Source organism: Pseudomonas sp. 478 (genome assembly GCF_003254125.1).
Lineage (GTDB): Bacteria > Pseudomonadota > Gammaproteobacteria > Pseudomonadales > Pseudomonadaceae > Aquipseudomonas.
In genome coordinates this window covers 1-15386 of record NZ_QKZG01000027.1, presented here as the reverse complement: position 1 = coordinate 15386, position 15386 = coordinate 1, and the positions used below count along the sequence as shown (strand labels likewise).

Sequence of the window (15386 nt, the reverse complement as noted above, 5' to 3'; positions counted from 1 at the left end):
ACCACAATCCCGTCAGCCTGCGCCCACATCGGCTGCCAGAACATGACGTTGGCCAACAGGAACGCCAACCCGCGTTTGGGCATGCCCCAGAAGTGTTCGCGGGTTTTCAGGTCCGCAGAAGGCTGACGCGCGAGGAAGGCGTGATGACGAACGTCCATGATTTGAATCTCGTTAAAGCAAAACTTAGAGGAAGAAATCCACGCGGAAATAGATCGGCGCTTCGCGCTCGGTCAGGGTGTCCGGACGTTCGAGGGAATGGGCAAACGTCACGCTGGCGGCCAGGTGCTGACCGCGTGCAAACAACTCCACCGAGTTGCTGGACATGCGCCCGTGCTGATCGCCGTTGTAGCGATCGCCACGGATCACGCCCTGGTCGTAGCCGAGGCTGGTGCCGTACTCGGCGAACGCCGGGCGCAGCCATTCCAGCGTCACCGGGCGGGTCCAGCGCAGGTCGTTGCGCCAGTAACCGCCGCTGTCGCCGGACAAGGATTGATCCTTGTAACCACGGATCGACGACTGCCCGCCGAGGCTGGTGCGCTGCGGGCTGAACAGCACGTCTTCACTGCGCTGGCCAGTCATCAGGCTGCTGAAACTGAACGACTCGTCCCATACCCTGAACGGTTGCAGGTAGCTCGCAGTGGCGGTGTATTTGCGGTAGCGCGCATTCGGTTCGCCAGGGCCCGGGTGACCGTTGCCCTGCGCATCGAACGCGCCGATGCCTTGTTGCATGCCGAGGTCAATGTTGACGAACGCGCTGCCGATCCGCCGACCGTGGTTGATGCCGAACTGCGCTTCGCTGATGCGGTTGCTGCTCAGCTTGAGCTTGCTGTCTTCGATGAAGTTGTTGGTGCGCAGGTAAGAGAGACCAGTGCTGAGGGATGTCTTGCTCACGGCATCGCGGTGGATCACCCGCTCGGCGCGCAGCTGATGGTTTTCGCTATCGCCGGTCTGCTTGAAATTGAAGCCATTGGCTTGAGCCTGCGAGCGGTATTCACTCTGGCTGTAGGTGTAATTGAAGTTCCACCAGCCCCACGGCAGGTTGTAATTGAGCATCGCGTTGTTGGAGGTGTGCTGGTGATCGGTCATGGCATCGTGACCGCCGCGCAACATCAGTTGATCGGCCAGGCCCAGCGGGCTGTCCCAATCAAACGTCGTGCCCCACTGCTGCTCGCCGGTGCTGCGCTGGCCGTCATTACTGCGGGACAACCCGGCACGCCAAGGCTTCTGCGGCGTGTTCTTGACCAGCACTTCACTGCCGCCGACGTTCTTGCCCGGCGCCAACTCCATCTGCGCCTGATTCGACGGCAAGCGGTTCAGCTGATCGACCAGTTGCTCGATTTCCCGCAGGTTGACCAACTCGCCCGTCTTGCCGGGAAAAGCCATGCCCAACTCGCGGTCCGACAGCTTGCTGCCCTCCGCGCCTTTCAACCCTTCGAGCTTGCCTTCGACCACCAGCACCTTCAAATGCCCGCCGGACAAATCCTGCTGCGGCAAGTAGGCACGGCTGGTGACCAGGCCTTTTTCGATGTAGTAATCGGTGATGACTTTCAGCAGTTCGTTGAGCTGCGTGACGCCCAGGCACTGACCGATATAAGGCTTGAGCAGGTGATTTTTATCGCTGTCCGAGAGACTGTCGGCGCCTTTGAGCTCGATGTCCTTGATGGGGAAACAACGGGTATCAGCGGGCGCCGTCGGTGCTGCAGGCTTGACTTCCTTGCCGGGTAATTCCTTGAGTTCTTCGAGACGCCGACGTTGCTCTTCGAGCAAGCGATCCTGACGTTCGCGGATCAGATCGGTTTCACCGGGGGTGGGGGCGGCGTGAGCAAGATTAAGCGGAGAAAGGCACAGCAAAGCCAGGCACAACCTCGCCACGAGGGCGGGTGGGTACATGTTCGATCCCTCGAATGGAGACTGATAGCAAAATAGTGGCGCGATATTAGATGGCCACTATTCTGGCGTCAATGAATGGATCCATTCGAAAATAGGTAATTGACGACGGGGGCTGGCTAAACCAGGCGCTTGCAACGTGAGGGACAGCGCGAAAATCGGGGACAGAACACGTTGAATCGAAAAAGCACTGCCTCTTTCTCAGGATAAATGTGGTCTGCCCCGTTTATCCCCCATCAACAGGCGCAGGCGTTGGAGTAGATTTGTGGGGATCCCTCAGGGGATGTCCCCGCCTTTCAAACAATCTCGTCATATCCGTAATTGATCTTCAGCTTATTACGCAGAACATCGAAATTTATTTCACATTTCGTCCAAACAACCTCTCCACTTAAAAGCGATCCATTTCTTAACTTAACCAAAAGTTCTGTTAAATCGCCTACCGCACGAGCGGGCGGCCTGAACCAATCAGTCTTGTCGCTACTATCGACATAGTCGAATTCGTACTTACAAGTGTCACCTTCTGGATACAACTCGGCTCTTACGACAATTACATTGGCACTTTCGGGGCCTGCGTCAACCAACAGTTGCCCGATCTCTTGCAACAAATCCTGTTCCTGCACCATCAAACACCTCCCGGGGCGTTCTTGAAGTCGATGGTAACCGGCCGGCCCCCATTGAAAGATCCGGCTGCCTTGAGGCCATCGACCAGCCAATACCAGTTGTAGGTCTACTCGACCACGACACCGAGCAGTTCGGTACGATGCGGTTCGAGTAGCGGAAGAATTTGCATCAGCTCATTGTGGAGAAAAGGGGACAGATTTATTTTCTGGACAAGCCAAATAAATAAATCCGTCTCCTTCTCTCATCCAGGGGCTGTCCCATTTTTTACATATCAACTATCAAGAAGCAATTTCACATAAGCAGTGTTTTTATAAAACCATCGCAAGCTCAAAAATACAGTCAACGGCAGCCCCAGCCATATGAACACACTGTTGAACTCCATCGTATATACCAGCAAAATCAACGCCACTACCACTGCCGGAAACCACTAGCGACATCAAACAGAACACCGAAAACACCATACAGGCCAATCCAGAAACATTATTAACTTCGCAATGATACTTCTATTTCTCACTTGTAGCCTCGTTATAAAAATCACCAGCCTTACCAGTAACCCCTTTCAAAAAAAGGGGACAGATTTATTTTCTGCACAAGCCAAAAAATAAATCCGTCCCCTTTTCTATTTTCTACTGTGGAAGCAATGTCGGACAGACCACAATCAACGATCCAATGCTATCCCAACACCCCTACCACATCTAATCTTCGACATAACTCCCCTCAGGCAAAAAGAAATAGGCCGTTAACCAACAGGTAGCCATCGATGCGACGAACAGTATCAAAAGCTCAATAACATAGTCTGAGTATTGAGCCCCCTTGATATTTTGCACCACATTCGAAATAAACAACAATACCCACAACGTTGTTATACAACCTCCAAAAAAAGAAACCACCATACAATTACGCGGTGTTTTCTTGACTTTAATTAATGCAATCGCCAATGCGTAACCCAGAAACGGCAAAAAGTAAGCTAATTGTATGAAAAGAGGGGTTAAAAACGGCATTAACAGTAATTCAATGCCCCTCACCGAACCCAACAATTTTGGATTATTCACCAGCTCAGCGACCACTGCTACTGTTCTGATAATTCCGGCAATGAATCCAAGTACTAGCGGACAAAGAAAAAAAGCCAGAAAAACTTTATGACGAGGATAAATGATTCCACTCATGGCACACAACCTTGACTCTTAGAGTACCCCAGTAATTTGCAACCAAACTCCACCCAAGACTTATAGTCAAAAATAGACACCCCACCATTGGCACCAACAATGGAATCTGACCAAATTGAAGTATCAGTAGCTAGCCTTCCAATATTCTGAAAAATATTGTGCCCCTCCAGAAATCCTTCATGAATTGATTACAGCAAAGATTGCTCGGTCTTTAATTGATTTATATTCCAAGCAACACTTTATTGAATAGGCCCTTGAAGTTATAAGGCATAAGGGGACAGATTTATTTAATGATCGAACTACCAAGCAATAAATATATCTGCTCCATTAACATTTTTTCTTTACACATCCGCACCAGTCTCAATCAAACAAAACCCCTCTGAGGGTACGTTGCCTTTCTATTGTTTTATCGTCATGAAAGCAGCTTTCTGACGCAACAACTTTAACAAACTCAGCTCCTTCGAAAACTATAAAACCCTGTGCCCTCAACAATAATAAAGTAGACGCTCTATTCTTTCCGACATTCTCCCAAAACAAATCACTCAGCCACATAGTGCTTCCAATGGCCTCTACGTACCCTTGCCGAAGTTCGATACGTCCGGGATTCCCAGAAGTATCAATTTCCATTTGAGTCAAAGGCGCAGGCAGACCATTTGTTTTTTGAGGAAGCTGTGAAAAAGAGCGTCCAGCACACGCGTACTCCATAGGGTCTTTCGCATTTTGCCAAAAATCATATTCGACATCTGAAATCCACGCTTGAATAAGACCTTTGACACTTAGAAAAGGCGCGACCAGTTCTTCCCAAGCAATCTTATTGGCACAACCTGCTTCTTGTATGGTCAGAAAGCTGTGGGCTAAGGCAGGCAGGATGCCGAATCGAAGTTCAAGTCCGTTCGATACCACGCCGCTAGGCCAGGACTTTTTTTTCGATATGTTTTTTTCAAGTGCCTTCACACCAACGTCAACTCCATGCATCGAAAAAACCGTAGGCAAGCCAAGTTTATTTAACGCGCCGATAAAGGTAGCTAATACCTGCTCGCCGCTTATCGAATCGGCAGCAAAAACAAACTTCAACTTCTCCGGCCTTTTATCTTTCACTTAAACTCCTTGACAATTACTGTCACGTTATACTCTCGACCAAATTCGATAAGCGACTTCGCAGCCGCCGCCCCCCCCGGCTGAACACGCAGATCAAGCGCCATACTGGCTGGAACACCGTTCACTTTTGCTCCGTTCGTTCCTAGATCAATAATGTGATCCTGCATACGGTTCAGCCATGTTGTACCTGTGGTGTCTACCGATTTCAGACTAACAAGCGTGTTACCGTTTTGGAAATCGACCAGTGGAAAATATCCATTTCTTTCAGCGCCAACGTTGTACCAGCCGCTTTCAGGTGAATAGTCATTTTTAGCAAGGTACGATTCGATGGTGGAACCCCGCTCAGTCGGTTTCAGGGTCCAGACGTCTGCGAGGTTTTTTGTTGGACCGGATGGGCTATCCACTGCCGGGGGAACAACCTTGGTCGGATCCTTACCGGTGCGTATAACCCGGACAGCAGCCAATCCAGCCGCAAGAGTCATAGTGCCTGCCATAACAGCTGCAGCGCGCTCGGGGCTCATCCCCCACTTTTCAACAAGGATATCCGCAACCGCACTTGCCGAGTGCTCAGTGGTAGCACCTGCCAGCAGATTCTGGAAGCCATCGTTTTCCGCAATCAGCAGGTTATAAGCCTCACGGGCTTCGGGTGATGCAGAGGCGATCAGGTCTCGGAAATGTTCAGTATCAGCTTGCGCCTTGGCGACAAGATTCGCGATGCGCCCGCAGTTTGCTGGATCCTGACCACACTGGACCAACGCATCCATCTCCTGATGCTGGCTCAACTCGCGATACGAGGTGTATGCCTTGGTGACGCATTGGGCATCATTTCCGCAACCCACCAACTCGTTTGCTGCCCGATCAAGATCTGAATGATTCAGGTAGTTGTGCTGAGTGGCATTGGCGGCAATGTTCGCGGCAATAGTAGGATCGCTGCCTGAAAGTACCGCTGTGAGTACGCCGAGCAACTGCGACATCGCTAACAAGTTGGCTTTAGCTTGGTCGGCCCCCGGCATGCTCGGATCGTAGCCTTCGGGCAGCACCAAGTCCGCCAGGTACTGCACTAGAGCTTCGTTAGCTCCCCCTGCCAATGCTCCCGTCTTGAAGTCGCCGCCCATGGCCATCGACTTCAAACCACCGACTAGTGCGTGGGCCGCGATCTTGGTCGGGCTGCCTTCGATCAGATTCAGGTTGCCGACTTTATTGGCCGCAATAGCACCGCCAATATTAACGACGGCACCCAGCAGGTTGTCGACGAAGTTATCGCCCAGGCTGCCGCCCTGAAGGACAGTTTGGGCCACGGTATCAGCACCGGTCTTGATAACGACTTGGCCAAGACTGTCCAGGTCGAACCCAATTTTGCTTGGGTCATAACCCAGGCTACTGCTGCCAATTCCGCCCAACACTCCGGAGAGCACGTAACCTTTGAGGCTTTCGCTGCTGAAGGTGTCTTTTAAGACTGAACCCAAGTTACCTTTGTTACTGATGGCGCTGTTGGCTGCCGTGGTTTCCACCGCGATCAATACCGCGTTGGCAAAGCCTGCTGTAAAGGTACCGGCCGTAGCACCCATCAACGCGGCACCTGCCCCACCCGTGACCGCTGCCAGCAAGATTGCCAGGGCCAGTTGCGCGGCGACGCCGAGTCCCGAGTTTGAGTATTTGAAACTCTTGTGGATTTCTTCCACGCGGTGCCAGTCAACATCGCCTCGCTGTTCGGCCTCTTTCAACCAAGCCAGTTTGGGATCAGCCGCTACCATGGAGTCGATGGTCTGGCTGACGCTCTTCTGATCGATTTGCTTGATATCGATCTTGAGACCGTTCACTGCCTTGATCACCAACGCCCCGTTGGCCACCAACTCACTTTGACGCACGGTTTCATCCGTATTGCCTTTGCCCTTCATCGAGTTCCAGGCAGCATTGCTGTTGCTCTTGGTGTGGCTCTCGTCGTGCAGGTCCTTGACCGCTTCAAACGTTATGGAACCACCACTGTCCAGCGTAATGTCCTTGCCACTCTCCAGCTTCGCCACCTGATACCGCTGATCCCCACCGCTGACCAATGTCAGGTTGCCTCCGGTGGTGATTTCACTGCCGATGTTTTTCACATCGGTCACTTCATCGCGTTTGGTTTTTTTCGCGCCGAATGAGCCCTTTTTCTTTTTGTCGTACAACGAGTAATCGCTGTCTTGCGCCGCAAGAATATCGAGGTTGTTACCCGCCACCAGGTACGCCTCGTCGCCGGCGGTAATGCGGCTGGAGATGACGGAGAGATCCTCACCGGCATTCAACTTCATGTTGCCGCCCGCCGTGATACCCGACATGACCTGGCTGACGTGATCTTCCTGGACCGTGAGTTTTTTGCTCTTGGACAGGGAGTGCTCTTCATCCGCCGCCGAGCTGATGGTCATGTTGTCGGTTGCCGTCATGGCGATGTTGCGCTTGGCATCGATCTCGCTGGCGATGACGTTGATATCACGCTTGGCATCGGCCGACAGGTCACGTCCGGCGCTGATCTGGGCGCCCAGTTGAGTGATGTCGCTACTGTTGTGTTTGCTGTCCTTGAACACGCTGTTGGTGACCTGTGTCGAGGACACATTGAGGTCTCGCCCTGCATTCAGGCTCATGTCCCGACCGCTTTGCATGACACCACCGACAATGTTGATGTCTTGCCCCGCCTTCACGGTGAGGTCGTTGGCGGCTTCGATGCGAGCGGCGTTGTCGGCGTAATCGTGATGCTGGGTGGCGAAGCGGGTAGTGCTATCCGACGACGTGATGGTGCGCTCGTTGAGCACATCACCTCTGGTCGCAGTCACGCTCACATCACGACCAGCAAGAATGCCGCCCGACTTGTTGATGACGTCATTACCCGCCAGCACATCCAGGCGATTACCCGCCTGAATCAGTCCACTGTTGACCAGATCCTTGCCCGCCGTCGCCGACAGGTTATTGGTGGCGCGCAACGTACCAACGTTATCGAGGTTCTGACCGGCGATCAGCGTCACGTCCTTACCTGCAATCAACGCACCGGTTGGGCCCAGTCGGCCTTCGGCTTGTGCCAGATACAGCACCGGCACCAGGACTTTTTCTCCGTTCACTTCGTGCTCTTCGAGCCAGACGATGTCGTGGGTCAGCGCCGCGACTTGTTGCGAGGTGAGGCTGACGCCCATCGACAGATTGAGTGCGTCCTTGCTGGTGATGGCGTTGTTCATAAGGTACTTGAACAGGCCTTCGTCGGTGGTCTGGCCGTCGATGTAACGTTGGCCAGTGCGGGCGACGACCGCTTGCTGGATCAGGCGCTGTTCGTAGAGGCCGTCGCCCAGGCGTTTTGCGCTGGTGTCCGGGTCGTAGCCGAGGTTGGCCAGCAGATAATCCGAACTCATGAACTGCTTGAGGTTGGTGAGTACCGGATTGGTTTCGATCAGGTATTTGTGGCCGTTGGCCGGCGCTTTCACGTCCGGCAGGCCGGTGACGCGAGTCAGGGGACGAATGCCGATTGTGGATTTGATGTCGTTGCCGAGCCCGCCTCTGTGAGCCGCGACCGACGTCACGGAAGCGTCGAGTGTGCTGGCTACGCCTGCAGTCCCCGTCGGTGAACGTCTGACCGGGTCTACGGCGCGATCACTGCTGGAGAGGATCGCCGGGGCGTCCACCAACAAGCTGCGCGGGCCACCGCTGCTAGCAGCGACCACGTGTCCCAGGGTGCTGACGTTTTCACTGCCCACTGTCCAACCCGACGGATGTGCGGTGACTGCACCCGGTACGATGTCGCTCGCGTCCTGAGTACTCAGACGAAACAGGCCGTTTTGCCCGGTGGGAAGACTAAAGCCCGGCAATGCCAATGGGTTGACTTGCTGCTGGGCAAGATCGGCGGGCAGTTGACTATTGAGCCTTATGACTGTGGTGCCGGTACCGCTTGCCTTGGTATCCGCGACTTTATTGGTGCCGCCGGTGGAACCGTAGTCCTGGTGAATGACACTGTTCTGCAGATCCTGAGCAGCGGTGATCGAGACGTTACCGCCGGCCTGGATGACGGCATTGCGCCCGGCTGTGACACTTCCACCATCACGCGCCGTTTCAATGTCACTGACCAGGCTGTAGTTCTGCAGGCCAGTCGGCAGTTCCACCAGGTTGTTGCGATCGTATTGGGATTGCGGGCTGGTATTGCCCCACGCATACCCGGACAGGGTGAGGTCGCTGACACCCTTGTTCGTCACAGAGTCCTTGATCGCGACGACCCTGATCGTGCCGCCATCATGACCCTTCTCACGCTCGGTGGCGGATGAAACGACACCTTGGGCAAAATTCCCGGTGCCGTCGATGTAATAGACATTCGGAAAATCAGGATTATTGTGCTGGTTGTACGCCACCACCTGCGGCATGAAGTTACCGACCGTTCCAGCGCCGACGGAGCCGGTCCGATAGATGCGTGTGCGCTCGATACTGCCGCTGACCGTACCAATGTTTTTCAGGTTGTTGGCATTGATTGTGATGTTGCCAGTCGCACTGACAGTGCTTTTGCTATTGAGGAAGTCGCCACCGTTGAAGACGAAGTCACCGCCTGCGGTCAACAAGGCGGATGCCGTGGTGTCGCTGTCCTGCCCACCTTCGAAGACTTCGCGGGCAATGTAATTGACGTCGTAATGGTCGCCGACGCAATCACCACATTGCACGGCCAGGAAACCGGAAACCAGAGTACGCGTCAGGGCAAAGTTCTGCGTACCGTCGTCGCCCGAAGTACGGTTGGTGAAGGACCCGGCGTTGAGTGTGAACTTGCCACCGCTCTCCATGGAGCCGGAGATGTTCGAGACCTGGTTGGCCTGGGCCGCTCCGCCGTATCCTTTGACGACGACATCTCGCAAACCGTACAGATCGCCGTTCTGGTTAGTGAAGTTGCCAACGCTCAGCGTCATGTCGGCGCCGCTGAAAATCAGCCCGCGATCGTTGAGCAGCGACGCAGTTTTGAGGCTGAGGTTTTGAGCAGAACCCAACGTTCCGTAGCTGGCAAGACTGCCGGCTTCGACGGTCAGGTCGGCATTGGAAGTCAGCCGCCCGGCGTTGGTCAGCTGTCCGCCGATCTTGACCGTGGAGTCGCCACCACCGGCAATGCTTGAAGCCGCGCTCAAGTTCAGTTGTGCCGCAGTCAGGGAAAGACCGCCAACGCTCGACATCCGCCCGTTGCCGCTGTAACTGCCGCCCAACTGCATATCTATCACGCCATCACTGGCGATCAGACCATCGTTGGTCCAGTTACCACCACGAGCTTGCAAGTAGTCAGAGGCCAGCAACTTGCCGCTGGTGGTCTGACTGAAATTACCGACGTTGACGTTCAAGCGCCCGGCCTGGATGACGCTGGAATTGGTCCAGGTATCGGCATTCAGATCCAGGGTGCCGGCGGTTGTGATGCCGCCTCCGGCACCCATGACGTTGGCGGTGGAGATATCAAACCGGCCAAGACCGACGTGATTGAGTTGGCCACCGGCATTCAGAAAGCTGCCAACGGCCAAGGTCAGATCGGTGTTGGCGGTCTCGAGCACGCCATTACGGTTATCCAGCAAGCCGCCGATCTGGAAGCTGGTTTTGCCGGCATTGCCAAGGGAGCGAAGCCGGCCTGTCTGGTTATCGACACTAGCCGCTTTGACGGTCAGTGTGGTGTCGCTTTCAACGATACCGGTGCGGTTGCTCAGGGCACCGCTGAGGCTGAGGTCGATGCGGTTACCGGCAATCTGACCGTTACCGTTGTCCAGACTGGTGCCGATCACGCCGGCCAGGCCCTTGGCGTAGAGCACGCCATTGCGGTTGTCGAACGCGGCGGTGGTGATGCTTGCGTCGGTGGCTTGCGCCGAGATCCGCCCGCCGTTGTTGTCCAGGCCGGCCAGTGCCGACAGCGTCAGGCCCTGGCCTTGAATGATTCCGCCCTGGCGGTTGTTGTTGAGGTCGTAGCCGTTGCGCAACACGCCGACGGCTCGCGCTTCGAGTGCACCTTTGATGCTCGACAGCACACCGCCGCGGTTGTCGATGTTGGCCGCTTTGACCATCACCAAGCCGTTCTCGGCAATGACTTTACCGCTCTGATTATCGAGGTCGCCGCTGACGTCGAGGGTCAGGCCGTTCTGGCTCTGGATCGCGCCTTTGCCGTTGGCCAGGCTGGCGGCTTTTAAGTTCAGGCCGGCGTTCTGGCTGTAGATCAAACCATTGGTGTTGTTGTGTACCGCGCCGCTGGCGGTGATCTGCAAGGCGTCCTTGGCGGCTATGGTGCCGTTGTTGCTGTTGTCCAGCGAACCGGTCAGAAGGGTCAGGGTGCTTTGGCTGGCGAGTTGGCCATTCTGGTTAGCGAGGTTGGTAACGCGCTTGATCAGCACCGGTCCGGCGCCGGCCAGTTTACCGCTGGTATTGATCAATGCACCGAGCAGATCCAGCGTCACTGCGCCATTGCCAGCGATGCTCCCGGCCGTGTTGTCCAGGCCGGTGGCCGTGGCATTGATCGCCTCTTGCGCGTTGATCGTGCCGCCCGCGTTGGTCAATGCGCCGGCGGTGATATCCAGTGCTGCGCCGCTGTCGATCAAACCGCCCTGGTTGTTGTTGAGGGACTCGCCCAGGGTAAGGGTCTGTCCTGCCGCGCTGCTGAGGATGCCTTTGTTGCTGTTATCCAGACTCTTTGATTTGACGCTCAGGCTGCCTTGGCTGACCAATGCCCCGGCATTGCTGTTGAGCAAGGCGCCCTTGAGGTCCACGGCAACATCACCGTTGCGACTCGAGAGCGTGCCGTTGTCGCGGTTATCAAGGCTGTCGCCGTTGACAGTCAGGCCCTGCCAACCGGAGATCAGACCCTTCTGGTTGACCAGGCTGGTGCCGTTGACCGTCAGTAACTGACTGCTGATCAGCTTGCCGGCGCTGTTATCCACGGCGCGGGCAATCACATCGAAACCGAGGTTGCTGGAGATTTCGCCGTTCTGGTTGTTGAGATCGCGCAGGCGCTTGAGGGTTAGTGGCCCCTTGGCCATGAGTAGGCCGTTGCGATTGTCGAAATCGCCGTTGGCCAGCTCCACGGTGACAGCTTTGTCGCCGAGCAGACGGCCACCGTCTTGGGTCAGGGACGTCAGGGTCAGGTCGATATCGCCCTTGGCCGAGACTTCGCCATTGTTGCTGGAGTCCAGGCTAGTGGCGGTCAGGGTCAGCTTGCCTTGGCTGTTGATCAACCCGCTATCGCGGTTGTTCAGCGCCATGGCGTTGAGGATGACAGCGCTGACGCCAAGTACCGTGCCGCTCTGGTTATTGAATTCGGCGCTACCGACTTTGAGTCGTTGTGCCGCGCTGATCAGGCCCTTGGCATCGTTGCGCAACAAACCGTCGACGGTCAGTTCGAGGTCGCCGCGGCTGGTCAGGCTACCGCCGCTGTTGTTCAGGCTGGCGGCGCGCGCGTCGAGGGACGCAGCGCCGATCAGGCCTTTGACGTTGTCCAGTGCGTTGGCGATGCGCAGGGTCAGGCCCTGATTGCTCAGCAATTTGCCGTTGCCGTTGTCCAGGCTTTGCGCGGTCAGCGTGAAGGCTTCGGCGCTGGAGATTTCACCGCCCTGGTTGTTGACGCCCTTGAGTTGTTTGAGCAACAGGGCACCGGGGGCATTGATAAATCCGTTCTGGTTATTCAATTGGCCGTTATTCAGGTCCAGGCTAAGGCTGCTATTGCTGAACAGCTTGCCGCCCTGTTGATCCAGCCCGGTGACCGAAGCGGTCAATGCGCCCTGGCTGCCGATGCGGCCGTCGTCCTGGTTGGTGACCTGGCCCGCGACGAGATTCAGGGTACTGGCACTGTTGAGTCGGCCACCCTGACTGTTATCGAACGCGCCAGTGGTGACCTTCACCGCGCCTTTGGCGCTGATGCTGCCCTGCTGGCTATTGTCGAGGCTGGCACTGGTGAGTGTGAGCGCACCATCGGTGACCAGAGCACCGCCCTGGTTGCTGATGCTGCCGTCACTGTCGAGCGTCAGATCGTCCGCGCTGGAAAGACTGCCCTTGGTATTGGTCAGTTGCGTGGTTTTGACAGTCAACGCACCTTCGCTGCTGACCTGGCCCAGGCTGTTGTCGAATGCACCGGTCAGGTTCAGGTGCATGTTTTGCACGCTGAGCAAATTGCCGCCGCTGTTATCCAGCAAACGCCCTTGTAGGTTCAGCGTGGTGGCGCTGAGCAGACCTTGGTTGCGGTTGAGTAACTGATCCACGGTGAGGGTCAGCGCCTGACCGGTGAAAATCTGGCCGCCATCGCTGTTGTCGAGTTTTGTGCCGGTGATCGACAAGTCGGCGTTGGTACTGACTTCACCGCCGCGGTTATCAAGGTCATCGACCGTCAGGGTCATGGCCTTGCTGGAACCGAGCAGGCCTTTTTGGCGGTTGTCGAGGGTATCAGCGGTCAGCTTGAGCACACCGGTGGTGATCAATTTACCTTTCTGGTTATTCAGGGTTTTGACCTGAACGGTGGCGTCGGCCTTGCCGGCAATATCGCCGCCAAGATTGTCCAGGGTGTCGGCAGTGAGCAGCAGTTCACCGTCAGCGATGACCGCACCTTTCTGGTTATCCAGCGTGTTGTCAGTGGTCAGCTCCAACCGGTCGTGGCTGCTGATCAAGCCTTCGCTGTTGTTGAGGCTGTCGCTGTGGCTATCCAGGGATGCTGCGGAAATCACACCCTTGAGGTTGTTCAGGGCTTGTCCAATACGCAGGGTCAGCCCCTGATTGCTCAGCAACTTGCCGTTGCTGTTGTCCAGGTTCTGAGCGGTCAGTCTGAAGGCTTGAGCGCTGGAGACTTCACCGTGTTGGTTGTTGACGTCCTTGAGGTTTTTCAACACGAGCAACGGCGCGTTGATCAGACCGCTTTGGTTGTTCAGTTGACCGTTGTTCAGGTCCAGGCTCAGGCTGGTTTGGCTGAACAGTTCACCGCCCTGCTGGTCGAGCCCGGTGACCGAGGCCGTCAACGCTTGCTGGCTGGCAATGCGTCCGGTGGCGTTATTAACGTGCTTGGCGGTGAGCTCCAGGGTGGCGCCGCTGATGAGGCGACCGCCCTGACTGTTATCAACGTTGCCAGTGATGACGTGGGTGGCGTCTTTACCGGATATCAGGCCTTTCTGGCTGTTATCCAGGCTGACACTGTTGAGAGTCAGGGTGTTGTCGGTGGTGATCGAACCACCCAGATTGAGTAAGGCGCCACGACTGGTCACGGACAACGCACCGGCACTGCCCAGGCTGCCGGCGCTGTTGTCGAGGCTGGCGGCATTGACGGTCAAAGCTCCTTCGGTACTGATCAACCCCTGGCCATTGAGCAAGGCATCGTCGAGGGTGATCACCAACCCCTTGAGGCTGTCGAAGGTGCCGCCGGTATTATCCAGCGTGGTGCCGGTCAGCGTCGTCGCGCCCTTGGCGACGATCAGGCCTTTATTCTGATTGATCAGTTTGGCTACGACCATTTTCAGATCGGTAGCGGCGAGAATTTTCCCTCCATCGCTGTTGTCCAGGCGTTGACCTTCGATCTTCAGCAACAGGCTGCTGGAGAGCTCGCCTGCGCGGTTGTCGATGTCGTCGACTTTAAGCGTCAGCGCTTTAGTGGTGCCGACCAGGCCGCCATTGCTGTTATCGAGGGTGGTGCCGGTCAGGCTCAGATTGCCTTGGGCGACCAATGCGCCGCCTTGTTGTTGCACAAGACCAATGGTGGCGGTGAGGTCACTTTGGCTGGAGATCCGCCCGGCCGAGTTCTGCACTTCATCGGCGTCGAGGGTGACCGCGCCGATGGCACTGAGCAAACCGCCACTGTTGTCCAGGCGAGTACCGTCATAGGCAATACCGGCCTTGCCGCTAATCAAGCCTTTGTCGCGGTTATCCAGCTGGCCAATCTGCAATTTCAGCTGTTTGTCGGCCTGGATCACTCCGCCGCGATTGTCGGCAGAATTGCCGCTTATGGTGAGTGAGTCTTTACCACTGACTTTGCCACCGCGGTTGTCGAGGCTGCCGCTGCGCACGTCGATGGCGCCCTTGGCGCTGATTTCACCCGCGTTCTGGTTATCCAGCAAACCGCTGATGCGCGTGGTGAGGCTGCCGTCGCTGACCACCACACCGGTGTCGCGGTTGTCGAGGCTGGCGGCTTTGAGATCCACGCTCTTGCCCGAGCCCAACACCCCGTCGCGGTTATCCAAAGCGCCACTGAGGTCGATATTCAAACCCAGGTCGCCGAGGACCTGACCACTGCGATTGTTCAGTGTGGTTGCGTTAAGCCGAGTGATGCTGGCACTGGAAACTTCACCGTTGCTGTTGTTCAACTGAGCGATCGTGCCCGTCAAATTCCCTGTGCTGTTGATCACCCCTTGGGTGTTGAGGACCTGATTGGCCGTGACGTTCAGCGCACCGCTGCTCAGCACCCGGCCATTGCTCTGGTTGTCCAGGGTCCCGGCGGTGATGTTGGCGGTTTGCGAGGCGCTCAGCGTGCCATTCTGGTTGCTCAGGGTCTGGCTCGTAGTGACCGTCAGATTACGGCTGGCCACCACCGTCTTGCCGGTGTTGTTGAGATTCTGCGCACTCAGGCTCACATCACCGTTGGCGTTGCGGCTGGTGTCGGCATTAACTCCGGCCTCGATGACGCCG

The 15386-nt window shown here is 56.1% G+C and carries 5 protein-coding genes; all 5 read right to left on the bottom strand.

Annotated features, from left to right (window positions below):
• Window positions 1-183: 183 nt before the first annotated feature.
• The gene (locus DFS28_RS30315) at window positions 184-1890 is read right to left on the bottom strand and encodes a ShlB/FhaC/HecB family hemolysin secretion/activation protein (RefSeq protein ID WP_111452709.1); all 1707 of its coding nucleotides are present in this window, start codon (window positions 1888-1890) and stop codon (window positions 184-186) included.
• Between the two features lie 293 nt (window positions 1891-2183).
• Window positions 2184-2510, bottom strand: a complete 327-nt coding sequence (locus DFS28_RS30310; protein ID WP_165934050.1) for a hypothetical protein — start codon at window positions 2508-2510, stop codon at window positions 2184-2186.
• Between the two features lie 693 nt (window positions 2511-3203).
• The gene (locus DFS28_RS30305) at window positions 3204-3674 is read right to left on the bottom strand and encodes a hypothetical protein (protein WP_111452708.1); all 471 of its coding nucleotides are present in this window, start codon (window positions 3672-3674) and stop codon (window positions 3204-3206) included.
• 360 nt (window positions 3675-4034) lie between these two features.
• On the bottom strand, window positions 4035-4772 hold the full coding sequence (locus DFS28_RS30300; RefSeq protein WP_111452707.1) for a hypothetical protein: 738 nt from the start codon (window positions 4770-4772) through the stop codon (window positions 4035-4037).
• Window positions 4769-15386 (bottom strand): hemagglutinin repeat-containing protein (locus tag DFS28_RS30295; protein ID WP_111452706.1); only part of this gene is annotated, 10618 nt, incomplete at its 5' end. The genes DFS28_RS30295 and DFS28_RS30300, both read right to left, overlap by 4 nt.

What these genes read in the sequence shown, in the direction of transcription:
- DFS28_RS30305 (WP_111452708.1), bottom strand. Translation starts at nt 3,674, where the DNA reads ATGAGTGGAATCATTTATCCTCGTCATAAAGTTTTTCTGGCTTTTTTT.
- DFS28_RS30310 (WP_165934050.1), bottom strand. Translation starts at nt 2,510, where the DNA reads ATGGTGCAGGAACAGGATTTGTTGCAAGAGATCGGGCAACTGTTGGTT.
- DFS28_RS30315 (WP_111452709.1), bottom strand. Translation starts at nt 1,890, where the DNA reads ATGTACCCACCCGCCCTCGTGGCGAGGTTGTGCCTGGCTTTGCTGTGC.